This window comes from Dyella sp. 01L423, assembly GCF_056399945.1.
Genome location: NZ_JBFTSI010000001.1, coordinates 130,654 through 154,383, shown reverse-complemented (window position 1 = coordinate 154,383; position 23,730 = coordinate 130,654). Strand labels below are relative to the sequence as shown.

Annotated in this window: 22 protein-coding genes; 5 read left to right on the top strand and 17 right to left on the bottom strand. The window is 63.4% G+C overall.

Going from position 1 to position 23,730, the window contains the following annotated elements:
- Positions 1-18 precede the first annotated feature (18 nt).
- The 3 genes from AC1DMY_RS00720 to pyk form a co-directional block, all read right to left on the bottom strand.
- A complete protein-coding gene (locus AC1DMY_RS00720; RefSeq protein ID WP_477163138.1) occupies positions 19-1,026 on the bottom strand; it encodes a class I fructose-bisphosphate aldolase in 1,008 nt (335 codons plus the stop codon).
- A 148-nt stretch (positions 1,027-1,174) separates the two neighbouring features.
- Positions 1,175-1,624, bottom strand: coding sequence for an energy transducer TonB (locus tag AC1DMY_RS00715; protein WP_477163137.1), 450 nt, complete (start codon positions 1,622-1,624; stop codon positions 1,175-1,177).
- 183 nt (positions 1,625-1,807) lie between these two features.
- Positions 1,808-3,280: a pyruvate kinase gene (pyk, locus tag AC1DMY_RS00710; protein ID WP_477163136.1), complete on the bottom strand. Its 1,473-nt coding sequence runs from the start codon at positions 3,278-3,280 to the stop codon at positions 1,808-1,810.
- Positions 3,281-3,728: 448 nt separating this feature from the next.
- On the opposite strand from pyk, the gene AC1DMY_RS00705 reads away from it, so the two are divergent.
- Positions 3,729-5,795, top strand: a complete 2,067-nt coding sequence (locus AC1DMY_RS00705; protein ID WP_477163135.1) for an alpha/beta hydrolase family protein — start codon at positions 3,729-3,731, stop codon at positions 5,793-5,795.
- Between the two features lie 52 nt (positions 5,796-5,847).
- Here the strand turns inward: AC1DMY_RS00705 and AC1DMY_RS00700 are convergent, their stop codons facing one another.
- Both AC1DMY_RS00700 and AC1DMY_RS00695 read right to left on the bottom strand, forming a co-directional pair.
- Positions 5,848-6,660 (bottom strand): S1/P1 nuclease, encoded by an 813-nt coding sequence (locus AC1DMY_RS00700; RefSeq protein ID WP_477163134.1) that lies wholly within the window; start codon positions 6,658-6,660, stop codon positions 5,848-5,850.
- A gap of 72 nt (positions 6,661-6,732) precedes the next feature.
- Positions 6,733-7,203, bottom strand: a complete 471-nt coding sequence (locus AC1DMY_RS00695) for an OsmC family protein (protein ID WP_477163133.1) — start codon at positions 7,201-7,203, stop codon at positions 6,733-6,735.
- A gap of 187 nt (positions 7,204-7,390) precedes the next feature.
- Between AC1DMY_RS00695 and gap the strand changes: the two genes are divergently transcribed.
- Entirely contained in the window at positions 7,391-8,404 is a 1,014-nt protein-coding gene (gene gap, locus AC1DMY_RS00690; protein WP_477163132.1) for a type I glyceraldehyde-3-phosphate dehydrogenase, read from the top strand.
- 183 nt (positions 8,405-8,587) lie between these two features.
- Entirely contained in the window at positions 8,588-9,037 is a 450-nt protein-coding gene (azu, locus tag AC1DMY_RS00685; RefSeq protein ID WP_477163131.1) for an azurin, read from the top strand.
- Positions 9,038-9,090: 53 nt separating this feature from the next.
- Here azu and tpx read toward each other — a convergent pair whose 3' ends face one another.
- The 8 genes from tpx to hmgA all read right to left on the bottom strand — a co-directional run bounded on the left by tpx (position 9,091) and on the right by hmgA (position 17,055).
- The gene (gene tpx / locus AC1DMY_RS00680; RefSeq protein ID WP_477163130.1) at positions 9,091-9,591 is read right to left on the bottom strand and encodes a thiol peroxidase; all 501 of its coding nucleotides are present in this window, start codon (positions 9,589-9,591) and stop codon (positions 9,091-9,093) included.
- A gap of 67 nt (positions 9,592-9,658) precedes the next feature.
- The gene (locus tag AC1DMY_RS00675; protein WP_477163129.1) at positions 9,659-10,228 is read right to left on the bottom strand and encodes an SCO family protein; all 570 of its coding nucleotides are present in this window, start codon (positions 10,226-10,228) and stop codon (positions 9,659-9,661) included.
- An 8-nt stretch (positions 10,229-10,236) separates the two neighbouring features.
- Positions 10,237-10,995, bottom strand: coding sequence for a formylglycine-generating enzyme family protein (locus tag AC1DMY_RS00670; RefSeq protein WP_477163128.1), 759 nt, complete (start codon positions 10,993-10,995; stop codon positions 10,237-10,239).
- Positions 10,996-11,005: 10 nt separating this feature from the next.
- Positions 11,006-12,523, bottom strand: a complete 1,518-nt coding sequence (gene nirK, locus AC1DMY_RS00665) for a copper-containing nitrite reductase (protein WP_477163127.1) — start codon at positions 12,521-12,523, stop codon at positions 11,006-11,008.
- A gap of 135 nt (positions 12,524-12,658) precedes the next feature.
- Complete coding sequence (gene hemN / locus AC1DMY_RS00660; protein ID WP_477163126.1) at positions 12,659-14,059, bottom strand: oxygen-independent coproporphyrinogen III oxidase; 1,401 nt, start codon at positions 14,057-14,059, stop codon at positions 12,659-12,661.
- A gap of 116 nt (positions 14,060-14,175) precedes the next feature.
- Positions 14,176-15,162, bottom strand: coding sequence for a fumarylacetoacetate hydrolase family protein (locus AC1DMY_RS00655; protein WP_477163125.1), 987 nt, complete (start codon positions 15,160-15,162; stop codon positions 14,176-14,178).
- 23 nt (positions 15,163-15,185) lie between these two features.
- Positions 15,186-15,752 (bottom strand): lectin, encoded by a 567-nt coding sequence (locus tag AC1DMY_RS00650; protein WP_477163124.1) that lies wholly within the window; start codon positions 15,750-15,752, stop codon positions 15,186-15,188.
- 4 nt (positions 15,753-15,756) lie between these two features.
- Entirely contained in the window at positions 15,757-17,055 is a 1,299-nt protein-coding gene (gene hmgA, locus AC1DMY_RS00645; RefSeq protein WP_477163123.1) for a homogentisate 1,2-dioxygenase, read from the bottom strand.
- A gap of 141 nt (positions 17,056-17,196) precedes the next feature.
- Here hmgA and AC1DMY_RS00640 point away from each other — a divergent pair, with 141 nt between their 5' ends.
- Complete coding sequence (locus AC1DMY_RS00640) at positions 17,197-17,592, top strand: DUF5362 domain-containing protein (RefSeq protein ID WP_477163122.1); 396 nt, start codon at positions 17,197-17,199, stop codon at positions 17,590-17,592.
- A gap of 48 nt (positions 17,593-17,640) precedes the next feature.
- Here the strand turns inward: AC1DMY_RS00640 and hppD are convergent, their stop codons facing one another.
- Positions 17,641-18,738, bottom strand: coding sequence for a 4-hydroxyphenylpyruvate dioxygenase (hppD, locus tag AC1DMY_RS00635; RefSeq protein WP_477163121.1), 1,098 nt, complete (start codon positions 18,736-18,738; stop codon positions 17,641-17,643).
- A gap of 82 nt (positions 18,739-18,820) precedes the next feature.
- Here hppD and AC1DMY_RS00630 point away from each other — a divergent pair, with 82 nt between their 5' ends.
- Positions 18,821-19,309 (top strand): MarR family winged helix-turn-helix transcriptional regulator, encoded by a 489-nt coding sequence (locus AC1DMY_RS00630; protein ID WP_477163120.1) that lies wholly within the window; start codon positions 18,821-18,823, stop codon positions 19,307-19,309.
- A gap of 151 nt (positions 19,310-19,460) precedes the next feature.
- Here AC1DMY_RS00630 and AC1DMY_RS00625 read toward each other — a convergent pair whose 3' ends face one another.
- From AC1DMY_RS00625 to AC1DMY_RS00615, 3 genes are all read right to left on the bottom strand, one after another.
- Positions 19,461-20,966 carry a peptide MFS transporter gene (locus AC1DMY_RS00625; RefSeq protein WP_477163119.1) on the bottom strand — a complete coding sequence of 502 codons (1,506 nt, stop codon included), beginning with the start codon at positions 20,964-20,966 and terminating at the stop codon, positions 19,461-19,463.
- Positions 20,967-21,208: 242 nt separating this feature from the next.
- The gene (locus tag AC1DMY_RS00620; RefSeq protein ID WP_477163118.1) at positions 21,209-22,717 is read right to left on the bottom strand and encodes a peptide MFS transporter; all 1,509 of its coding nucleotides are present in this window, start codon (positions 22,715-22,717) and stop codon (positions 21,209-21,211) included.
- A gap of 82 nt (positions 22,718-22,799) precedes the next feature.
- On the bottom strand, positions 22,800-23,648 hold the full coding sequence (locus AC1DMY_RS00615) for a tryptophan 2,3-dioxygenase (RefSeq protein WP_477163117.1): 849 nt from the start codon (positions 23,646-23,648) through the stop codon (positions 22,800-22,802).
- Positions 23,649-23,730: the final 82 nt, after the last annotated feature.

The following is a 23,730-nucleotide window of genomic DNA, read 5'->3' as shown; positions in this document are numbered from 1 at the left end:
GCGACGAAAAGCGATCGCTTACTTGGCGTTCCACTGACCCAGCGCGGCCAGGCCGTTGTCCTTGGCGCGAGCCAGGACCGTCTTCTGCGCGTCGGCGTAGTTCGCCTTCATGTCCTTGGACCACAGCTTCAGCGCGGCCTGCTGCATGGCGCGGCCGTAGGAGAAGCTCAGCGGCCAGGGGTGCGGGCCCATGCGGTTCATCGCATTGAGGTGGGCGGTGGACTGCTCGTCGGTCTGGCCGCCCGAGAGGAACACGATGCCCGGCAGCGTGGCCGGCACGGTGGTCTTGAGCACGCGCACGGTGGCTTCGGCGACTTCTTCCACTTCGGCCTGCTCGTCCGAATCCTTGCCCGGAATGACCATGCTGACCTTCAGGATGGTGCCTTCCAGCATCACGTTCTGCTCGTACAGCGCATTGAACAGGCTGCGCAGCACGGCTTCGTGCACTTCGTAGCTGACTTCGATGCTGTGGTCGCCGTCCATGATCACTTCCGGCTCGACCATCGGCACCAGACCGGCTTCCTGGCACAGCGCGGCGTAACGGGCCAGCGCGTGGCAGTTCGCTTCGATCGCGGTGGAGGACGGGTTGTCTTCGCTGATGTTGATCACGGCGCGCCACTTGGCGAACTGCGCACCCAGCTTCACGTACTCGGCGAGACGCTCACGCAGGCCATCGAGGCCTTCCGTGATCACGTCGCCCGGGAAACCGGCCAGCGGCACCGGGCCCTTGTCGACCTTGATGCCCGGGATGATGCCGTTCTTCTTCATCACCTGGGTGAACGGCACGCCGTCCTTGGTCGACTGGCGGATGGTTTCGTCGTACAGGATCGCGCCGGAGATGTGCTCGCTGAGATTTGGCGCCGTGAGCAGCAGCTCGCGGTAGGCACGACGGTTCTCTTCGGTGTTGTCGATGCCAACGGCCTCGAAACGCTTCTTGATGGTGTTGGTCGACTCATCGATGGCGATGATGCCCTTGCCGGGCGCAACCATTGCGAGGGCAACGCTTTCGAGATCTTCGATGCTCATGACAACTCCGGATACTTAGGCGGTGTGGGCCGCACAAGGTGATGCCGCCCTGAGGCGGCAAGGTCGTGAAAGGCCGCGATTATAGGTCATAAGCCCGCCCAGGGCCTGGAAAAGCCCTGAACGGCGCCAGCGCTGGGCTGCGCGACCCTCAGGCCTGGTCGAAGTTGGGCAGCTTGCAGGCGTCGATGATGGCCTGCTTCTGCGCGGCGTCGGCCGGCAGGTTGAACGGCACGATGTAGTAGGTGTTGACCGGCTCGTGGGTGCTGTTCTTGAGCGACGGACCATAGCGAAGATTGGTCACCACGCTCTTGGCCACCGCATCGAGGTCGCTCTGCGGCACCACTTTGCGCACGGTGACGTTCTGCGGGACGCCGTCGGTGCCGATCATGAAGCTCACCGCGACGCAGCCGGGCTTGTCCATATTGCGGCCGCTATTGGGGATATCCGCGTCCACCTTGGTGTTGAGCATCAGCCAGTAGGCCTGGATGTGCTCAGGGCCGACCATGCGGGCCTGCGATTGCGCGAGCAGCGGCGCAGCGCCAGTCATGGCCAGTGCCAGCACCAACGCCCGGGTCATGCGACGTGACTTCGTGTTCATGGAAAACCTCCTGCTCAGGGTCGGGGACGATGCGGCGATTCTAGGGCCTGTTGGCACTATGCGCGGCCTCGGCGATGACGGCGTGAAGCAGAAGATTCGATTCGAGAGGACCTCTCGACGGAGCGCCATCGTCCGCCGACCAGGCCCACACCCGGTCGGCGGACGAGGCATCTCAACGATCGCTTAGAGGTCGCGCAGGCACTCCACCACGCCTTCCGCACCCACCGAGAGCAGCTTGAGGGTGTTCGTGCCGCCGCCCTGGCCGATGTGATCGCCATGGGTCAGCACCACGCGATCGCCCTCGGTGAGCTTGCCCGCAACGAACAGCTGGCGCACCGCGTCGCGCGCCGAACCGGCCGGCGTTTGCGAGATATGCGTGAACTTCACCGCGGTGACGTCGCGGAAGATGGACATGCGGCGGCGCGCATCGTCGAACGGCGACAGCGCATAGATCGGCACCGCGCTGCGGTAACGCGACAGCCACTGCGCCGTGGCGCCCGACTCGGTCAACGCGACGATGGCGCGCACGCCGAGCTGGCTGGCCAGCACCATCGCGGCGAGCGCAATGGCCTGGTCGGTACGATCCAACAGATGACCTTGCGTGGCGGGATCTTCCTTCGGCTCGAACTGGCGTTCGGCGCCCAGGCAGATGCGGCGGAGCGCGGCCACGGCCTTGTCCGGATGCGCGCCGGCGGCGGATTCCTCCGACAGCATGACCGCGTCGGTGCCGTCGATGACGGCATTGGCCACGTCCATCACTTCGGCGCGGGTCGGGATGGGCGAGCGCACCATCGACTGCAGCATCTGCGTGGCGGTGATGACGGCGCGATTGCGCTGCACCGACTCGCGGATGATCTTCTTCTGCAGGCCCGGCAGCTCGGCGTCGCCGATTTCCACGCCCAGGTCGCCGCGCGCCACCATCACCACATCCGAGGCGTCGATGATTTCGCCTAGCACCGGAATGGCATCGGCGCGTTCGATCTTGGCCACCAGCGAGGCCTTGCCGCCGGCTTCTTCAAGCAGGCGACGTGCCTCGTGCATGTCGTCGGCGGAACGCACGAAGGACACGGCGAGGAAGTCGCAGCCGATTTCGGCGGCGAGCTTGATGTCCGACTTGTCCTTCTCCGACAGTGCGGTCACCGAGAGGCCACCGCCCTGGCGATTGAGGCCCTTGCGATCGGACAACTTGCCGCCGATCAGTACGCGGCAGCGGATTTCCTGGCTGACCACCGCCTCGACGGTGAGGGCGACGAGGCCGTCGTCGAGCAACAGCACGTCGCCAGCGGACACGTCCTTGGGCAGGTCGTAATAGCTGACGCCGACGCGGGAGGTATCACCCAGCGGCGCGCCCGGGCTGCAATCGAGTACGAAGGTGTCGCCCACTTTGAGTTCGATCGGGCCGTTGGCGAAACGCTCGACGCGGATCTTGGGACCCTGCAGGTCGGCGAGCACGCCTACCTCGCGGCCCAGCTTGGTCGCCGCGTCGCGCACGGCTACCGCGCGAGCGCGGTGATCGTCCGGCTGGCCATGGGAGAGGTTCAAGCGAACCACATCCACGCCTTCGGCGATGATTTTTTCGAGCATGCCAGGCGCGTCGGTCGCAGGACCGAGGGTGGCAACAATTTTTGTGCGTCGCAGCGGATTATCGGTAGTCATAGTTTAAAACTAGCAGAACTGTCGGAGCGCGCCAGAGGGTTTTCGAGCGGTTTTTGAGTGTCCCTGCGACACACCAAGTGGACTGCTTCTGGCATGCGGACCACCTGGCATCACTGGTATGGCACCTCGACCAAGCACACTCTGTTCGCGACACCTAAGTGGTATGTTTTGTCCGATCAGATGCCATACGCCACTGGTGTGGTTACCCCGCAGAAACGAATCCACTCGCAGGCCTCGCCGCGCTGGTCAAAAAATTTGCAGTGGGTCACGTTGCGGCCGCACGCAAGACTGACTTCAAGTCGTGTTGCGACACAGCAAATTAGACGGCCAACAGCTGCATGCAGCATGCCGGGCTCGGCGTTTTGAAGACGTGGCCCGCCGACTGGCAACGCGCTAGCATCGCGATGGGTGGATCGGGGGATCCATAGCCAAGGATTGGGGGGAACGTATGTCACGTCTTCGTCGTGCGGCCGTTGCGGTCGCGCTTTCTTTTGCATGTCTGTCGGGCGGCGCCATCGGCGTCGAGCCAAGCAAGGCCCTCGCGCCTGCCGCCGGCTTGCCGCCAGTGAAGGATTTTGTACGCCCGACCGATTTTTCTCAGGTCAGCATTTCGCCGGATGGCAAATACATCGCGGCCATCGTGCCCAAGCTCGATGATCCGCACGAAAATATCCTGACGATACTGGACGGCAAAACCGGTCACGTTCTGCAAGCCATCCCTTCGGGACGCGGCGCCATCGTGGACCAGTACTTCTGGGGCGACGACGACCGTCTCATCGCCACGCTGGGCGTGCGCTGGAATGGACTGGATACACCCACGCGCACCGGCGAGCTCTTTGCGATCGACCCCGACGGCACACACCAGATAAGTCTATTCGGCATGCGCGGAGGCGCCGGCACGTCCGGCAGCAGCTCGCTGATCGGCGGCGCATCGCGCCGTTACGCGGCAGGCTATCCGCTCAGCTATCACTACATCGCGCCGGACCAGTTGCTGATCGCCGTCTACGAATTCGGATCGGCCAGCAGCGGCCGGTTCGTGGACATCGAACGCATCAACGTACGCACCGGCAAGACGGCATCCGTTGGCACCTCGCCGGCGCGCAATGCCTGGATGATCGTGGACCACACCGGCCAGGTGCGCGCCGCCTACGCCGACAACGACTTTCAGGGCGAACGCCTGTGGCTGCGCAAGGACAATGACTCGCCGTGGGAACTGGTCAACGACCCGACCCAGTCGCATATCGAGATCACCCCGGTGGGCTTCAATCGCGACAACAGCAAGCTTTACGTGCGCGTGGCGCAGGGCTCGCAGCCCGATGCTGTCGAGTTGATGGACGTGCAGACGCGGCAACGCACGCGCCTGTACCAGGGAAAGTTTGCCGATCCAGGCAAATTACTGAGCACCGCCGACGAGCAGGACTACTACGCGGTGGAAACGCAGGACGGCCGTCCTGGGCTGCACTACTTCGACGAAGACGGTATCGAAGCCCAACTCGATGCGGCGCTGGCGAAGAGTTTCCCGGGTCAATTTGCCTATGCGTCAAGCTTCACGCGCGACGGCAAGCGAGCCATCGTGCACGTTCGGAGCGACCGCAACCCGGGCGACTACTACCTGTTCGATCTGGCGACGCGCAACGCGCAGTTGCTGGCCCACGCACGCCCCTGGGTCAATCCCGCCGCCATGCACCCGATGGAGCCGGTGGATATCCAGGCACGCGATGGCCTCACGCTGCGTGGCTTTCTTACCCTGCCAACTGGTCCAAAGCCGTACCCGCTGGTGGTGCTGCCCCATGGCGGTCCCCACGGCGTCCGCGATGAGTGGTCGTTCGACAATGAGGCACAGTTGCTGGCCAGTCGCGGCTATGCCGTGCTGCAGGTGAACTACCGCGGCTCGGGCGGCTACGGTGCCCGGTTCCAGAAACTCGGTTATCGCCAATGGGGCCTGTCCATGCAGGACGATGTCACTGACGCGACGCGCTGGGCCATCACTCAGGGCTTTGCCAACGCAAGCCGCGTCTGCATCTACGGCGCCAGCTATGGTGGCTACGCGGCACTGGAAGGAGCCGTGCGCGAGCCGGCTCTTTACAAGTGCGCCGCAGGCTATGCCGGCGTCTACGATCTGCGCGTGCAAATGGACAAGAGCGACACGCGGCGCAGCGACTCAGGCGAAGCCTATCTGCACCTGGTGCTGGGCACCGATCGCGACGATCTGCTCAACCGTTCGCCGCTGAGCGGGGTCGGCAAGATCCAGGCCGACATCCTGCTGATGCATGGCGGCGCCGATGAGCGCGTGCCGATCAAGAACTTCGACGAATTCACCAAGACGCTAGACCAAAACGGCAAGCACTACGAGGCACTGGTCGAACCGATGGAAGGTCATGGCTTCTTCGTACCCGCCCATCGCGAGGCGGCCTACGACAAGCTGCTGGAGTTCCTGGATCGCAATATCGGCCCGAGCGCGGCGACGGCAGCAAGTGACGGTGCGACAGGCGCGGGCGTTGCCGGCACGCATTGAATGAAGGGGCGGCCGGTCCGGCATGAGGCCGGACCAGCCGCCATCCCATGCTTTAGCCGTTGGCCAGGCTCAGGTTGAGCACTTCGGCAAGGCGACGGCCCGCTTCGCGCAGGCGCATTTCGGCCACTGGCAGCTCCTTGTCCACGTAGGCCTGGTCGATCTTGTGGCCATCGGGATAGATGTCGCGCGAGATCGTGCACGACTCTTCGGCCCACTGCGCGTAAGCGTTGTCGAACGGCGCGATCGGCTTGGGCAGAGTGACCGTGCCTTCGGCTTCCAGCTTGTCCGCGTAGGCTTTGTATTCCAGGCCACGGGTCTTGAGCAGGCCAGAGTCCCACACGCTGTGCAGGTTGGTGCCTTTGTCCTGGAACTGTACCTGGTAAGCGTTGCCGCCCTTGTCGTCACGCGAACCGCCGTGCAGCGGCTGATGCTCGTCGCCGATGAAGTGCACCACGAACTTCAGCGCTTCCAGGCGCGTCGCATCCGACTGGCTCTTGTCACCGAGCACCTTGACGTAATGGTCGATGCCCTCGACCACGCACTGGCCATCCTTGCAGTCGCGCGGCGGCGTGTAATTGCAGTCGCCGGAGGTGAAGTCGACGTAGTGCAGTGCGCGCGTCTGCTTCCACAGCGCATCCTTGGTCGGGTCGTTGCGGATCTCGTCCGGCCAGCTGGCGATATCGGCCAGCGACTTGGTGTGCTCCGGCGCCAGCAGACGCTCCACTGCCGCTTCCGCGGTCGGGCTCAGGTGACGCTGGGCCAGATCGGCCACCACGCTGTGACCAAGCTGACCCCATGCGTGGACGGCGGGAGTGAGGGCGAGACAGATGAAAGCGGCAGCGGCAGTTCGGCGCAGGAGTGGCATGGTGCGTTGAGTCTTGGCAGGGGAAAAAGCGAAGTCTGCCACAGCCTCGTGACAGCTCCGCGCCAGCGTCGATCAGACTGCGTCCGGCAGCGGGAGCAGCTTTCCTTCTCCGTCGTGCACGCTCACGTCCACCTTGATGCCCTGGCGCACGCTCTGCGTGGCGATGCAGAAGTCCTCGAACTGCGCCAGCGCGCGGTCCAGATGCGCGAGCACTTCCGCCTTGTCCGCCAGCTGCAGATCCACGCCGATGTGGGTGACGCGCAGCCGGCCGTGCTCGTTGCGGGCCATGGTGAGCTTGGCCTTGGCGCCGATCTTGCCGGGTGAGTTCTTGTACTTGCGCAGTGCGAACAACAGGCTGGCCGCCAGGCAGTTAGCCACGGCGGTGGCGATCAGGTGGGTGGGATTGGGCCCCGCGTCGCCGCCCAGCGGCGAGGTTTCGTCGGTGATGAGGTCGGGAATCGCCGTGCCGTCGAAACGGACGCGGAATTCATAGTCCGACACCTGCTCCAGGGTGATCCCAAAGCTCTGTTCTGCCTCGCTCATGCCACTCTCCTGCTCGGGCCGCTGCCCGAAAGTAGCCGATTCAAGCGCTTCTGGCCTCCCCTGAACAGCCCCTTCCGGGGGAAACCGCGGCCCGGATGGGACCGCCCGGCCGGTTCAGGCTAAAATGACGGTTTTACGGCGGTCCCACAGCCGCCATTTTCGTCATCTCACCGGAGGACGCTGTCCCATGGCAATTAAGGTCGCCATCAACGGTTACGGTCGCATTGGCCGCAACATCCTGCGCGCGCTGTACGAAGCGGGTCGCACCAACGAGATCCAGATCGTTGCGATCAATGACCTCGGCGACGCCGAGACCAATGCGCACCTGACCCAGTACGACACCGCCCACGGCAAGTTCCCGGGCACCGCGACGGTGGACGGCGGCGATCTGATCGTCAACGGCGACCGCATCAAGGTCTGCGCCGAGCGTGACCCGTCCAAGCTGCCGTGGGGCGCCCTGGGCGTCGACGTGGTACTGGAATGCACCGGCCTGTTCACCTCCAAGGCCAAGGCCAGCGCGCATCTCGCCGCCGGCGCCAAGAAGGTGATCATCTCCGCCCCGGGCGACAAGGACGTGGACGGCACCTTCGTCATCGGCGTCAACGACGACAAGCTCACCTCCAAGCTGGAAGTGATCTCCAACGCGTCGTGCACCACCAACTGCCTCGCTCCGCTGGCCAAGGTGCTGCACGAGAAGATCGGCATCCAGCGCGGCCTGATGACGACCATCCACGCCTACACCAACGACCAGGTGCTGACGGACGTCTATCACTCGGACCTGCGCCGCGCCCGTTCGGCCACGCACTCGCAGATCCCCGCCAAGACCGGCGCCGCTGCTGCGGTAGGCCTGGTGCTGCCGGAGCTCAACGGCAAGCTCGACGGTTTCGCCATCCGCGTGCCGACCATCAACGTGTCGGTGGTCGACCTGGTGTTTGACGCGGCGCGTCCGACCACCAAGGAAGAGATCGACCAGGTGATCAACGAAGCCGCCAACGGCGCGCTGAAGGGCATCCTGGCCGTCAACACCAAGCCGCTGGTGTCGATCGACTTCAACCACAACCCGGCTTCGTCCACCTATGACGCCACCCAGACGCGCGTCATGGAAGGCACGCTGGTCAAAGTGCTGTCGTGGTACGACAACGAGTGGGGCTTCTCCAACCGCATGCTCGACATGACGATTGCGATGATGGCTGCCAAGTAAGCCTGGCGCCACGTAGTGAATGCAAAAGCCGGGCTCTGCCCGGCTTTTGTTTTTTCCGGCCTCCGCGCGCGACACGCCGTCGCACTGCGCCGATTCGCGATGCCGGCCTGATCCAGGTCAAGGCGGTACGCCTGCGCCAGAGCAATCGTTCGGGTTTCCTTACCTACAGCCCGGAGATTCCCGATGATTCGCCAAGCCCTGTTGCTCGCCCTGCTCGGCCTGTCCGCTACGCCCCTGTGGGCCGCCGATTGCGCCGCCACCATCGAGGGCAACGACGCCATGCAGTACAACCAGAAAGACATCACGGTCCCCAAGGCCTGCAAGCAGTTCACGGTGACGCTCAAGCACACTGGCAAGCTGCCCAAGGCCGCCATGGGCCATAACTGGGCGCTAGGTACGCCTGCCGATGAGCAAGGCATCATCGCCGATGGCATGAAGGCCGGTGCCGCGGACAACTACATCAAGCCCGACGATGCACGCGTCATCGCGCATACCAAGCTGATTGGCGGCGGCGAGTCGGACAGCGCCACCTTCCTCGTGTCCAAGCTCAAGGCGGGCGCAACCTATGCTTACTTCTGCACGTTTCCGGGTCACGCTGCACTGATGAAGGGCACGCTCAACCTGCAGAAATAGGGCGAAAAAAAGGCCGGAAGATCTCCGGCCTTTTTCTCAGATGACTCGACGACTCAGGCCAGCGCGGCAAGCGCTGCGTCGTAATTCGGCTCATGGGCGATCTCGCCGACGAGTTCGCTATGCACGACTTTGTTCTGGGCATCGAGCACCACCACGGCGCGCGCAGCCAAACCGGCAAGAGGACCGGATGCGATCGATACGCCGTAGTTCTGCAGAAAATCATGACCGCGCAGCGTCGACAGCGTCACCACGTTGCTCAGGCCTTCCGCACCGCAGAAGCGCGCCTGCGCGAACGGCAGGTCGGCGGAAATGCACAGCACCACCGCGTTGTCGAGCTGGCTGGCATCCTGGTTGAAGTGACGCACCGACATGGCGCAGGTCGGCGTGTCGACACTGGGGAAAATGTTCAAGACCTTGCGCTTGCCCTCGAAGCTGGCGAGCGTGACGTCGGCCAGATCCTTGCCGACCAGCGAGAACGCGGGCGCAGCCTCGCCCTTCGCGGGGAAATGGCCGTCGACCTGGACCGGATTGCCTTTGAGCGTGACTTGGGACATGGGACACCTCGTTGGATGGGGCCTACAAGTAAACCATGCCGCCGTCCCAAAGAACGATAGCCGACGCTCAATGGCCGGCGAGCGTCTGCTCGATTGCGCGAACGAATGAGGGGTCCACGCGGCCGATCACATCGGTGCGAGCCACGATGCGCCCCTCGCCATCCAGCAGGATCAGCTCACTGGAGTGATTGAAGTCGCCATCCGGAAGCTGGCGATACTGGAGGCCAAGCACCGCAGCGAGCTGCCGCGCAGCACTCGGGCTGTCCGTCGTGGCGAGGGTCCATGACGGAGCCGGCAACTGACGCCGCTGCGAATACTCATGCAATACGGGCACCGTATCGCGCGCAGAATCGAAGCTCACCAGCATAAGATTCAACGGGACACGGCCAGGCGCATGCACTGCCTGCGCCGTGAGCTTCATGGTGTCGACGATCATCGGACAGACCATGCTGCACGAGGTGTAGAACATCGACACGACCTGCACGTGTCCACGCCTGTCCGCCCAGTGCCAGTCGTGCCCCGCCTGATCGATCAGGCGGACATCGAGCTGATACACCGAGGCACCCGGCAAGGGCGCTTCAGCCACCGCATGGCCTGCAACCAAGAGCAAAAGCATCCCCAATAGAAGTCGTTTCATAAGCTCTCTCAAAGTGAGCGGACGCAGCGAAAGCCCAGCGTTCGCGTGGTGTCTGGCGCCTTAAGCGCGGACTGCATCGCGACACGCATCAGCGTCGCGTAGTTTTCCTTCTGCTGCATGGTGACGGCGCCTGCGCCGCAGAACTTCATGGTGTCGGCGCCGTTCTGGTCGCGGCTGTCCGCGCTCACCAACAAAGCGTTGAAGTCATCGACCCATTCCCATACGAGGCCATTGAGATCCCGTATGCCATGGACATCGGCAGCACCGCCGACGTTGGCCAGCGCGGTGTTGGATGGCCGTCCATACCAGCTGAGCACGCGTTCGCGCCATTGTGGATCCGAGCGCGCGTCGGCACGCTGCGCGTCCGCGGCGGCGGCGTATTCCCATTCGCACCAAGTCGGCAAGCGTGCGCGCTCGCTTTCGCAATAGGCCGTCGCGGCGAACCAGCTCACCCGCGTCACCGGCTGCTCCGGCAACGCCTGATCACCCAGTGCCGATGCACTCTCCCACTGCGACAAATAGCCTTCGTCAGCCAGCACGGATGGCACGTTGCCCTTGCGCCATGCAGGGTGAGCTTGCACAAAGGCCAGGTAATCGCCGTTCGTCACGGGCTCGACGCGCATGGCGAACGGCGCGATGCGTGCCAGCGCGGCTTTTCCGTCCGCCGGCAACACACTGTTGAACACGGCTGTCGGCAGCGGGGCATACTCCGCGCCCGCGGCGGAGAAACTCGCAAGCAAACCGGCAAGCACGAGGAATGCGCGCATGATGCAGGCCTCAGTGGCTGTCCGCCGCTGTCGCCGGCTGCGCGCGGACCTTGCCCACCTCTTCCTTGCTCACCTGTCCGCCTGGATTACCCCAGCTGTTCAGCACATAGGTGAGGATGTTCGCCACTTCGTCGTCCGTGAGCTGCGACATCGGCGGCATCACGGAGTTGTACTCCTTGCCATTGACGGTGACCGCGCCGGACAGACCATGCAAGGGGATCGAGATAAGCTTTTCCTTGGCCATCTTCGCCAGATAGTCGGACTTGGCCAAAGGCGGAAACACGCCAGACATGCCTTCGCCATTGGCCTGATGGCAGACCGAGCAGGTGCCGGCGAACAACTGCTGCCCGGCCTTGATCTGATCATCCTTGCCGAGCGTGCCCGCCGCATTGGCCCTGGCCGCCACGGAAACCGCGTGCAGGTTGTCGCCGGCGCGGTCGCCCAGGTACACCGAATCCACTTCCTTGCCGGAATAGATCGACTTGTCTTGCGAACCATCGACCTTGAGCATGCCGAGCGCGCCCTTGTTGAACGCGCGGAAGATGGAGTGATCCACCAATACATAGGTACCCGGTACTTCCACCCGGAAGTCAGCCATCATCGCGCCGCCGGCAGGGATGAGCGTGGTCTGCACATTCTCCTGGGCGTGCGTGCCGCCTTCGTAGTACACCTTGTCGAAGATCTCGCCGATCACGTGGAAGCTCGACACCAGGTTCGGCCCGCCATTGCCCACAAACAGGCGCACCGTCTCGCCCACCTTGGCGGTCAGTGCCTGATCGCCGGTGAGCGAACCCTCGCGACCATTGAACAGGACATAGGTGGGATGCTCGGCAATCGCCGCATCCATGTCGAACGGCTGATGCCCCTTCTCGCGATACTTGCCGGTGGTGTAGAAGTCACCCTGCATCACGTAGTACTCGTGATCGACTTTGGGCAAACCCTCCGGCGGCTCGATCAGGATCAGCCCATACATGCCATTGGCTACATGCATGCCCACCGGCGCGGTGGCGCAGTGATAGACGTAGAGCCCGGCATTGAGCGCCTTGAAGGTGAACTGCGATTCATGGCCCGGTGCCGTGAAGCTCGATGCGGCGCCGCCGCCCGGACCGGTCACGCCGTGCAAGTCGATGTTGTGCGGCATCTTGTTGTCGGGGGCGTTCTTGAGATGGAATTCAACCGTGTCGCCCTGGCGCACGCGGATGAAGCTGCCAGGCACAGTGCCGCCAAAGGTCCAGTACGTGTAGGTCACGCCTTCGGAGATCGGCATGTCCTTCTCAATCACCTCCAGCTCGACGATCACCTTCGCGGGATGGTTGCGATGAAGCGGTGGCGGCACGTTCGGTGGAATACCAAGCACGGCGTGAATCGGCTCGCCCTGCGGCGGGCCCAGATAGCGCGAGGCCTGGGAAATCGCAGTGGCACCCGCGCCGGCGGCGACGCGCACCGACGCGCCCGGGCCATCGGCAGCCCAGAGCATGCCCGGCAACAAACTGGCGGCCAGCGCCAAGGTGGAAAACAAGCGTGACATGTGGCTCTCTCCCTGTAACGGCCACACCAGCCTAGAGAATGCCTGCGCCATCCCTTTGACCAACATCAATCGATTCGGCACGGATGGCCAAATGCGTTAACGTGCCACGCTCGCAACATCCATGGGCGAACGGCATCAGATCGTGCGCGAATAACGTGGCGCGTCGGAAGGCTGGTTGAGATAGGCGTCGAAACACATGGCGATATTGCGCAGCAGGAGGCGCCCTCGCGGCGTGACGCGGATGAGGTTGGCGTCCAATTCGACCAGCCCGTCATCTGCGCATGCCACCAGGCGATCGAGCTCGGGCGCGAACACCTCTTCGAATGGCAGACCGTGTTGGGCGCCGAAACGTGCCGTGTCGATTTCGCCGTGGCACATGAGTTCGCCAATGGCGGCGCGCCGCACCGTATCGTCGTGGGTCAGGCGAATACCCCGGACTACCGGCAACCGTTCGGCCGCCAGCGCAGCTTCGTAGCCCACGAGGTCGCGCGCGTTCTGACTATAGCTATCGCCGACGCGGCTGATCGAACTGACGCCGAGCCCGATGATGTCGCAGTCGCCATGGGTGGAATAGCCCTGGAAATTGCGTTGCAGCGTACCGGCCCGCTGCGCCCGCACCAACTCGTCGTCGGCGCGCGCGAAATGATCCATGCCGACATAGACGTAGCCCGCCTCGCACAACACGCGAAACGCTGTACCGAACAATGCAAGGCGCGTGGCTGCGCCTGGCAGCTCGGCCGCTTCGATCTGCTGCTGCGCCTTGAACAGATGCGGCAGGTGCGCGTAGCCATAGACCGCGATGCGATCGGGCGCCAGCGCGATCACCTGCGCAAGCGTGCGCTCGAAGCCCGCAAGCGTCTGGCGGGGAAGACCATAGATCAGGTCCACGCTCACCGAGCCATAGCGTGCATCGCGCGCGGCATCCATTACCTCGCGCGTCTGCGCCACGCTCTGGATACGATTGACCGCCTCCTGCACCACCGGATCGAAATCCTGGATGCCTACCGACAAGCGGTTGAAGCCCATCGTGGCCAGCTCGCGTACATACCGGCCATCGGCATAGCGCGGATCGATCTCGATGCCGTACTCGCGCGCGCCGTCGCGGCGATAGGAGAAGTTGGCTTCCAGCGCTTCCACCAAGAGGGCCATGCGTGCCGCATCAAGGAAGTTGGGCGTGCCGCCGCCGAGATGCAGCTGCAGGACCGGTCGATCGCGATCGAACAGCGCGCCGGTCAGTGCGATTTCTCGGCGCAGGCTATCGAGATAGTGATCGGCCCGGGTGACGTCGCGCGTGATGACGCGGGTGCAGCCACAGTAGAAGCAGGGGCTGAAGCAGAACGGCACGTGCACGTAGAGCGACAGCGGTCGGGAAGAGGCCCTCGCATTGGACCCACGAGCGACATCGCGAAACGCTGCCTCATCGAAGCCAGCGTGAAATTGGGGGGCCGTCGGATAGCTCGTATACCGCGGGCCCGGTACGTCGTACCGGGCAACCAGGGCAGGGTCGAATTCCGGAACGATGGTGTTCGTGCGCATGCGCGGCAGTATCCCCGCGCCGCCGAATCGCCGACCTGACGCCCGTCAGTAGCCTGCGACAATCTGCTCGATCCCGCAGGGCATCCACAAGGAAGCCCCACGGATCGACACTGCGCTTACTTCTTGAGCGGCGCGATGGTTTGCTCGATCGAGCCGAAGATCGACACCCCCTCGGCATCGGTCACATCGATGCGCAGCGTGTCGCCGAAGCTCAGGAACGGCGTGCTCGGCTTGCCGTCACGCAGCGTTTCCACGGTGCGCTGCTCGGCCAGGCACGAGGCGCCCTTGCCGGTGTCTTCGTTGGCGATGGTGCCGGAGCCGACGATGGTGCCCGCGGTGAGCGGACGCGTCTTGGCCGCGTGAGCCACCAGCTGCGCGAAATTGAACTGCATGTCGACGCCGCACTCGGCTTCGCCGAACCACTTGCCGTTGAGCCAGGTGCGCATCGGCAGGTGCAGCTTTTCGTCCTGCCAGGCATCGCCCAGTTCGTCCGGCGTCACCAATACCGGCGACAGAGCCGAGCGCGGCTTGGACTGGAGGAAGCCAAAACCCTTGGCGAGTTCGCCAGGAATCAGGCCGCGCAGCGACACATCGTTGACCAGGCCAATAAGTTGGATGTGGACTGCCGCCTGCGCAGGCGTCACCGCCATCGGCACATCGTCGGTAACCACGACCACTTCCGCTTCCAGGTCGATGCCGTAATCCTCACTAGGCACCACCACCGGATCGCGCGGCCCGAGGAACCCAGCGCTGGTGGCCTGATACATCAACGGATCGGTGTAGAACGACTCGGGCACCTCGGCGCCACGTGCGCGACGCACGCGCTCGACGTGGGGCAGATAGGCGCTACCGTCGACGAATTCATAGGCACGCGGCAGCGGCGAAGCGAGCACCTGCATGTCGAGTGCAAAGGCATCCTTCGCGCTGCCTGCATTCAATGCTTCGTACAGCGCATTCAGACGCGGCGCGGCGCTCGACCAGTCGTCCAGCGCAGCCTGCAGCGTCGGCGCGATGCCGGTGGCCTTGACCGCCTGGGTCAGCGCGCGATTGACGACGATCAGGGTGCCGTCGCGACCGCCTTCCTTCAATGAACCCAATTTCATGCTATCGCTCCAACGGGCAGCACTCAGCTGCACCCTTCCACGTAATCGATTTGCGGCGGTATGCCCACGCGCCACGCCTTTACCTTGCCGTCGGCGCCGATGTCGAAAATCAGCACGGCACCGCTCTCACCATCTACACGGAACACGCTGGCAGCCGGGTCGTACTTGTTCGCCGATGGCTTGACCTTGTCCGCATAGAGCGCCGTCACGTCCGCCTTTGCCATGCCGACCTTGCCACCGCCTGGCGCCGTCTCTTTGTCGCCACGCACATCGTAACGAACGAAGCGACCGTGCTCGAGCATGAAGGTGAGTTCGAAGGGCGGCTTCGCCCACACCGGAGCGTACATCGCGCAATCGGAGCCCACCTCCGCCCCACCCTTCAACTCGCCACTCCAAGCTTGGCGGAACGATGCCTCGTCCATGCCAAATCGCATGTCGCCGAAGCCCTGCCAGCGGGCCTGGCTCAGCGTGTCGCGATCAGCGGATGCCGTCGCGGTCGACGCAGGAGCGTGTGCCGGTGCCTCGTCGTGCGACTGGCACGACGCCAGCATCACGCATAGCCACAACAGACAGAACCGGCGCAGCGTCATCGCCTCAAGCTCCGCTGAAATGCTTTTGGATGCCCTGCCAGCATTCGTAGTAATTGCCCTGCAGTTCCGGCGATTCCAGCGCCTGCCTGGTCGGATGAATCACGCGGCGCGTCTCGAACATGAAGGCCATGGTCCCCGTGATGACATCGGCCTGCGACAGATCGCGCGTCGACGCCTTCTCGTAGGTGGCCGCATCGGGACCGTGCCCGCTCATGGAATTGTGCAGCGAGGCGCCGCCCGGCGAAAAGCCTTCGGCCTTGGCATCGTACTCGCCGGTGATCAAACCCATGAACTCGCTGGCGATATTGCGATGGAACCAGGGCGGGCGGAAGGTGTGCTGCGCCACCAGCCAGCGCGGCGGGAAGATCACGAAGTCCATATTGCTTACGCCTTCGCTGTCGCTGGCCGAATGCAGCACCAGGAAGATGCTCGGGTCAGGATGATCGAAGCTGATCGAGCCAATGGTGTTGAAGCGTCGCAGATCGTATTTGTACGGCGCGTAGTTGCCGTGCCAGGCCACCACGTCCAGCGGCGAATGATCGATCGCCGCGCTCCACAGCTTGCCCTGGAACTTGGCGACGAGTTCGAACTTGCCTTCCACATCTTCAAACGCCGCCATCGGCGTGAGGAAATCGCGCGGGTTGGCCAGGCCGTTGCTGCCGATCGGACCCAGATCGGGCAGGCGCAGCATCGCGCCGAAATTCTCGGCGATGTAGCCGCGCGCGGTGTCGTCCAGCAGTTCAACGCGGAAACGCACGCCGCGCGGAATGACGGCGATCTCCAGCGGCTCGAGTTCGATCACTCCCATCTCGGTCGCCAGTTTCAGGCGCCCTTGTTGCGGCACGATCAGCAGCTCGCCGTCGGCGTTGTAGAAATAGCGGCCCTGCATCGAACGATTGGCGGCATAGACGTGGATGCCCACGCCGGTCTGGTCCGCCGCGCCGCCGTTGCCGGCCACGGTGAACAGGCCGTCGAGGAAATCGGTGGGTTCGCTCGGCAACGGGAACGGACTCCAGCGCAGCTGGTTGGGGTTCGCCGGCACTTCGTTGAAGCGGTTGTGGAAGCGGCCATCGGGCATCGCCCCGAACGGGTGATGCATGGCCGCGGGGCGGATGCGATAGAGCCAGCTGCGGCGATTGCTATGGCGCGGAGCCGTGAAGGCCGTACCGGAAATCTGTTCCGCGTAAAGGCCATGGGGCGCGCTCTGCGGCGAGTTCTGCCCGTCGGGCAGTGCGCCGGGCAAGGCCTCGGTGGCGAATTCGTTGGCAAACCCTGATTGGTATTGCTGGTGGCTGGCTGACATGAAAGCTCCGCAATCTGCCGAGGCGAGAGGTCACAACACGACCCACGCGATCCTATTACTCTTGGCTTACGACTGTTGGCACCGCCTCGCGCTAGGGAAGAGGCGACGTTCATTCACTGCAATGACACTCAAGGAAACCGCATGTCCGACTCGTACTCCTCGCTGGGCCAAGCTACCGGGAATCCCTCGATCCAGGACCTCAGCCAACCGCTTGCTTCAGGCAAGGGGTGGATGAAGTTCGTCGGCATCGTGTTCATCATCCAGGGTGCTCTTACCGCCATCACGCTCGTCGGCATCATCATCGCCTGGCTGCCGATCTGGATCGGCGTGCTGGTGATGCAATCGGCCAGCGCCATCGAGCGCGCCCAGCTCAGCGGCGATGCCGTCGCCCTGAAAGAAGCACTTGCCAAGCTGCGTACCTACTTCGTGATCCAGGGCGTGCTGATACTCGTCGGCATCGCCCTGTGGGTACTTGGCTTGTTCTTCTACGGCGCCGTATTCCTCGCCATGCTGCACAACGGCGGCTCCTGGCGCTGAACCCGGCGCATCATGGCCGCCCTCCCTGGGCGGCCATGTCACCAAGGTTCACAGGAAGCCGCGCTTCATCTGGTCGCGCTCGATCGACTCGAACAGCGCCTGGAAGTTGCCTTCGCCGAAGCCCTCGTTGCCCTTGCGCTGGATGATCTCGAAAAAGATCGGGCCGATGTTGTTCTGCGTGAAGATCTGCAGCAGCTTGCGCTGCTTGGTCTCCACGTCGGCATCGATCAGGATCTTGTTCTTGGCCAGGCGCGGCACGTCTTCGCCATGGTTGGGGATGCGCATGTCGATCACGTCGAAATACGTGTCCGGCGTGTCGAGGAATTCCACGCCCGTCGCGCGCATCGCTTCCACCGTCTCGTAGATGTTGTCGGTAAACAGCGCGATGTGCTGGATACCCTCGCCGTGGTAGGCATCGAGGTACTCGTTGATCTGCGACTTGGGATCGCTCGACTCATTGAGCGGAATGCGCACGATGCCGTCCGGCGCCGTCATCGCCTTGGACACCAGGCCCGTCTTGGCACCCTTGATGTCGAAGTAGCGGATCTCGCGGAAGTTGAACAGGCGCTCGTAGTAATCGGACCACTTCTGCATGTTGCCGAAGTAGAGGTTGTGCGTGAGGTGATCGATGAAGGTGAGGCCAAAACCCTTCGGGTGCTGCTCGGCGCCGGCGATCGGCTCGTAGTCGCCGTCGTAGATGCTGCCCTTGTCGCCGTAACGGTCGATCAGATACAGCATGCAATCGCCAATGCCTTTCACGGCCGGCGCGTTGACGGCCTTGGTGGCTTCGGCTTTCTGGTTCACCGCTTCGCCGCCGTTGCCGAGCACGACGCCGAGCACGTCGTTAGACGGCTTCTGGAAGCGGATGGCGAAGCCGGCCGCGCACGGGCCATGGGCCTGGGCGAATTCGGCGGCATAGGATTCGGGGTCTTCGTTGACCAGCAGGTTCACGCCGCCCTGGCGGTAGACCGTGATCGGGCGCGACTTGTGCTTGAGCACGGCGCTGAAACCCATCTTCTTGAACAGGGTGTGCAGCTCGTGGCCGCGACCGGCTGGCGCGGCGAATTCGACGAATTCAAACCCATCGATGCCCATGGGGTTTTCGAAGGTGGTTACCTGCATGCCAAGATTGGGCTGCGCGCTCATGGGGCTCTCCGGGTGGATGGCTGCTCAATGGCCTACGTCCAAGCGTGCGACCATTCTCATAAGCCCTACGTTATAGTTACATATGAAACCATTTGCAAGGAGCGCCGCAGCAGTGCCCGACGAACATCACCCCGACCACGCACCGCTGGAGCTGGAAAATTTCCTGCCCTACCGGCTCTCCATCCTGTCCAACGCGGTCAGCCAGGCCATTGCCGACGACTATCAGCGCCGCTTCGACCTGAGCATGACGGAATGGCGCGTGATGGCGGTGCTGGCCCGTTTCGACGGCTTGTCCGCCCGCGAGGTGGCCGAACGCACCCTCATGGACAAGGTGGCCGTGAGCCGGGCCCTCTCAAAGCTGGTCGAGACAGGCTGGGTCACCCGCGCCATCCACGACGGCGACAAGCGGCGTTCCGTGCTGGGCCTGAGCGAGGCCGGCTGGGCCATCCACGAAGTGGTGGCGCCGATGGCCCGCGAACACGAGCGCAACCTGCTGTCCAAGCTGGACGACGAGGAACGCAGCTGGCTGGTGCGCATCCTGGACAAGCTGCAGGCGATCGAGCCGAAGTAAATCGGGCCGGAGCACATCAGAATTACCCAATTCTTTGCCCGTCATTCCCGCGAAAGCGGGAATCCAGTGCCTTGGCTCTTTCGCACGTTGAAAGACACTGGATTCCCGCTTTCGCGGGAATGACGAGCCAGGGTGATGCGCTTCCCTGCCCTCACTTCACCCCATGCATCAGCCGATTGATCAACGGCGCGATCACAAACAGCAGCACGCCCGCTCCAGCGAGCAGGTAGAAGCTGAAAGTGAAGCCGCTGAGCGCCGAGGCGACGGTCATGCCGCTTTCGCCGCTGATATGGCCGGCGAACAGACCCGAGAGGTTGTTGCCGATGGCGGTGGAGAGAAACCATCCCCCCATCGCCAGACCCACCAGGCGCGTCGGAGCCAGCTTGGTGGTCATCGACAGGCCGATCGGCGACAGGCATAGCTCGCCTGCGGTCTGCAGCACATAGCAAAGCGCCAGCGGCCAGAACGGAATCAAGCCGTCGCTGCTGACCAGCTCGTCCAGCGCATACATCAGCACCACGAAGCCCAGCGCGTTGCCGAGCAGGCCCAGGCCGAATTTGCGCGGAATCGAGGGCTCCATGCGCCGCTTATCGAGAAAGCCCCAGCCCAGCGACACGATCGGCGCCAGCACCACGATGGCCACCGGATTGACCGACTGGAACCAGCCCACCGGGAATTCCCAGCCGCCGAACATGTTGCGATCCACGATGTTCTGCGCGAGGAAGTTGAACGAGCTGCCGGCCTGTTCGAAGAACATCCAGAACAGCACGTTGAAGGCAAAGATGATGAGCATGGCGATCACGCGATGCACCTGCACTCGGCTGTTGCGCACCGCCTCGATCACCAGCATCACGCCCACGCCGACAAACAGCGCGGTGAGCAGCCACTGCAGCACCACGGCGCCGGCCTTGGCCATCAGCAGATAGAACACCGGGATCGCCACCAGCATGCCGAGCAGCACATAGACCACGCGCATGCGGTTGGCCTGATCGGGCGAGGGACGGCCTACGCCCTTCAATTGACGGCGACCGATCCAGAACCACAGCAGGCTGATCAGCATGCCCACGCCGGAGGCGCCGAACACCAGCTTGTAGTTCTGCTGCATCGGGGTATCGGTGAAATGACTGGCCAGCCAGCCCGTGAGCAACGGCGCGATCAGCGCACCGCCGTTGATGCCCATGTAGAACAGCGTGAAACCGCGGTCACGCCGCGAATCGCCCTGCGCGTAAAGCTGCCCGACCATCGAGGAAATGTTCGGCTTGAACAGGCCGTTGCCGACAATGATCGTGGCCAGGCCGAGCAGGAAGATCTGCTCGTTTGGCAGCATGATCATGAACAAGCCCACCGCCATGACGCTGGCCCCCAGCAGGATGGAACGCTGGTAGCCGATGATCTTGTCCGCCACGTAGCCGCCGAATACGGCGGTGGCATAGACCAGCGCCAGATAAGCGCCGTAGGTGCGGCTGGCGAACGCCTGGCCGGCAGCATCGCCGTTGAAGAACGCCGCCACGATGTACAGCGTGAGCGCCCAGCGGATCCCATAGAACGCGAAGCGCTCCCAGAACTCCGTCATGAACAGCATCCACAGCGGGCGTGGATGACCGAGGGTCTGGGGGTAGTTCGGCACCGTCGGTGCGGTCGTCGTAGTCGTACTCATGTCCTGCTCGTCGTCCGTCGTAACTTCTTGCGGCATCGACTTCTAACCGGGACACGTCATGTGCGTCAAATGCGCTGCACCATGCCTCAGGCTCGGGTCTCCCCCACCGTCATTCCGGCGAAAGCCGGAATCCAGTGCCTTTGGGTTTGAGAGCCTGAGGGGAAAAAGGTGCTGGATTCCGGCTTTCGCCGGAATGACGGTGAGAGAAATTGGAGCTCCAGACTAAACTTCGAGCCGCCCTTTTATCGCACTCCGTGCATCAGCCGATTAATCAGGGGCGAGATCAGCAAGAGGAATACGCCAGCGCCCGCCAGCAGCCAGAAGCTGAAGGTGAAGCCCGCCAGCGCGGACGCCGTCGTCATACCGCTTTCGCCGCTGATGCGCCCTGCCAGCAGGCCCGACAAGTTGCCGCCCACCGCCAGCGAGAGGAACCAGCCGCCCATGGCCAGGCCCACCAGGCGCGGCGGCGCCAGCTTGGTCACCATCGACAGGCCGATCGGCGACAGGCACAGCTCGCCGATGGTCTGCAGCACATAGCAGGCCGTCAGCGGCCAGAACGGGATCAGCCCATGGCTGTTGACCGAATAGGTCAGCGCGTACATCAGCGCGGTGAAGCCCAGGCCGTTGAACAGCAGGCCGAGGCCGAATTTGCGCGGAATCGACGGCTCCTTGTGGCGGCGCGCCAGCAACGACCACACCTGGGTCACCAGCGGCGCCAGCACGATGATGGCCAACGGACTCACCGACTGGAACCAGCCCACCGGGAATACCCAGCCGCCGAACATTTCGCGATCCACCATGTTGGCCGCGAGGAAGTTGAACGAAGAGCCCAGCTGGAAATAGAACATCCAGAACAAGATGTTGAACGCAAAGATGATCAGCATCGCGAATACGCGATGCAGCTGCACGCGGTCGTGGCGCAGCGCTTCCACGATCAACATCGCCGCCACGCCGATAAACAGCAGGCCCAGCAGCCATTGCAGGCCATTGGCGCCCACGAAGGCCAGCAGCAGGTAGACCAGCGGCACCGCCACCACGATGCCCAGAAGCACCCACACGACGCGCATGCGGCTGGCCGCTTCCGGCGCCGGACGCCCCACGCCATGCAGGCCGCGACGACCGAACCAGAACCAGAACAGGCTCAACAGCATGCCCACGCCGGCCGCGCCGAACACGATGCGGTAGTTCTCCTGCGTCGGCGTATCGGTGAAATAGCTCGCCAGCCAGCCGGTGAGCAACGGCGCCAGCAACGCGCCGCCGTTGATGCCCATGTAGAACAGGGTGAACCCGCGATCGCGGCGTTCGTCCTTGGGGCCATAGAGCTGGCCGACCATCGAGGAAATATTCGGCTTGAACAGGCCGTTGCCCACCACCACCATCGCCAGGCCGAACAGGAACAGCTCCTTGCTGGGCAGCATCACCACGAACAAACCAAGTGCCATCACCAACGCGCCGATCAGGATCGAGCGCTGGTAGCCAATGATCTTGTCCGCCACGTAGCCGCCGAAAATGCTCGAGGCGTAAATCAGCGCCGTATAAGCTCCGTAAATTTTGCTGGCCCACGCTTCGCCGGACGCATCGCCGTGATAAAAATGCGCCACGATGTACAAGGCCAGGGCCCAGCTGACGCTGTAAAACGCGAAGCGCTCCCAGAACTCCGTCATGAACAACATCCATAGCGGACGCGGATGCCCCAGCGTCTGCGGAAAATCAGGCGCCGACGCGTGCGCTGTCTCAGTGGTGTTGCTCATGCATGCCCCTTTGCAAGCGAAACGGCGCTGCGCGCGCCGTCAGTAGTTGTCGAATGATGAATTTCGAAAATGACACGCACGATCAAGTGCCCAGTTCGGTGCGCACGTCCAGCAGTTCCGGGAAAAACTCCAGGTCCAGCGCCTTTTTCAGGAAGGACACGCCGGAGGAACCACCGGTGCCACGCCGGTGTCCGATGATCCGCTCTACCGTTTTCATATGGCGGAAACGCCAAAGCTGGAAACTCTCCTCCACATCCACCAGCTGTTCGCACATGTGGTATTCGGGCCAGAACGTTGCACGGTTTTCATAAATGCGCTTGAGCACGGGCAGCAAGCCGTCATGCCGCTGATAAGGCTGGGACCAGTCGCGTTGCGTCAGCTCGCCCGGCACGTCGTGGCCGCGTCGCGCCAGATAGCCGAGGAATTCGTCGTACAGGCTGGGCGCTTCGAGCACGGCGCGCAGCGTGGCCTGCGCCGCAGGATCGTACGCAAAGACCTGCAGCATCTGCGCGTTCTTGTTGCCGAGCAGGAATTCGATCTGCCGGTATTGCAGCGACTGGAAACCCGAGGAAGGCCCGAGCACGCCACGAAATTCCAGGTATTCGGCGGGGGTAAGCGTTTCCAGCACACCCCATTGTTCGAACAGCTGGCGCTGCACCTGTTTCACGCGCGCCAGGATCTTCAGGCATGGATCGATCTCATCGCGGCGCAGATGCACCACGGCCGCCTTCAGCTCGTGGATGATCAGCTTCATCCACAGCTCGGCCACCTGGTGTTGCACGATGAACAGCATTTCGTCGTGGTGCGGCGGCTGGCTCAGCGGTTGCTGGGCCGACAGCAGCGTATCCAGCCGCAGGTAACCACCGTAGGTCAGTCGACCATTCAGGTCGAGTTCGATACCGGCCTCGAGGTCGCGCTGATTCTCGGTCATGGCCTTCCCAGTAGCGGAAAAGCGCCATGGTAACCGGTGTTCGGGCCCTCCCCGTACCACCCCGCATGCTGCACCGTGCCTT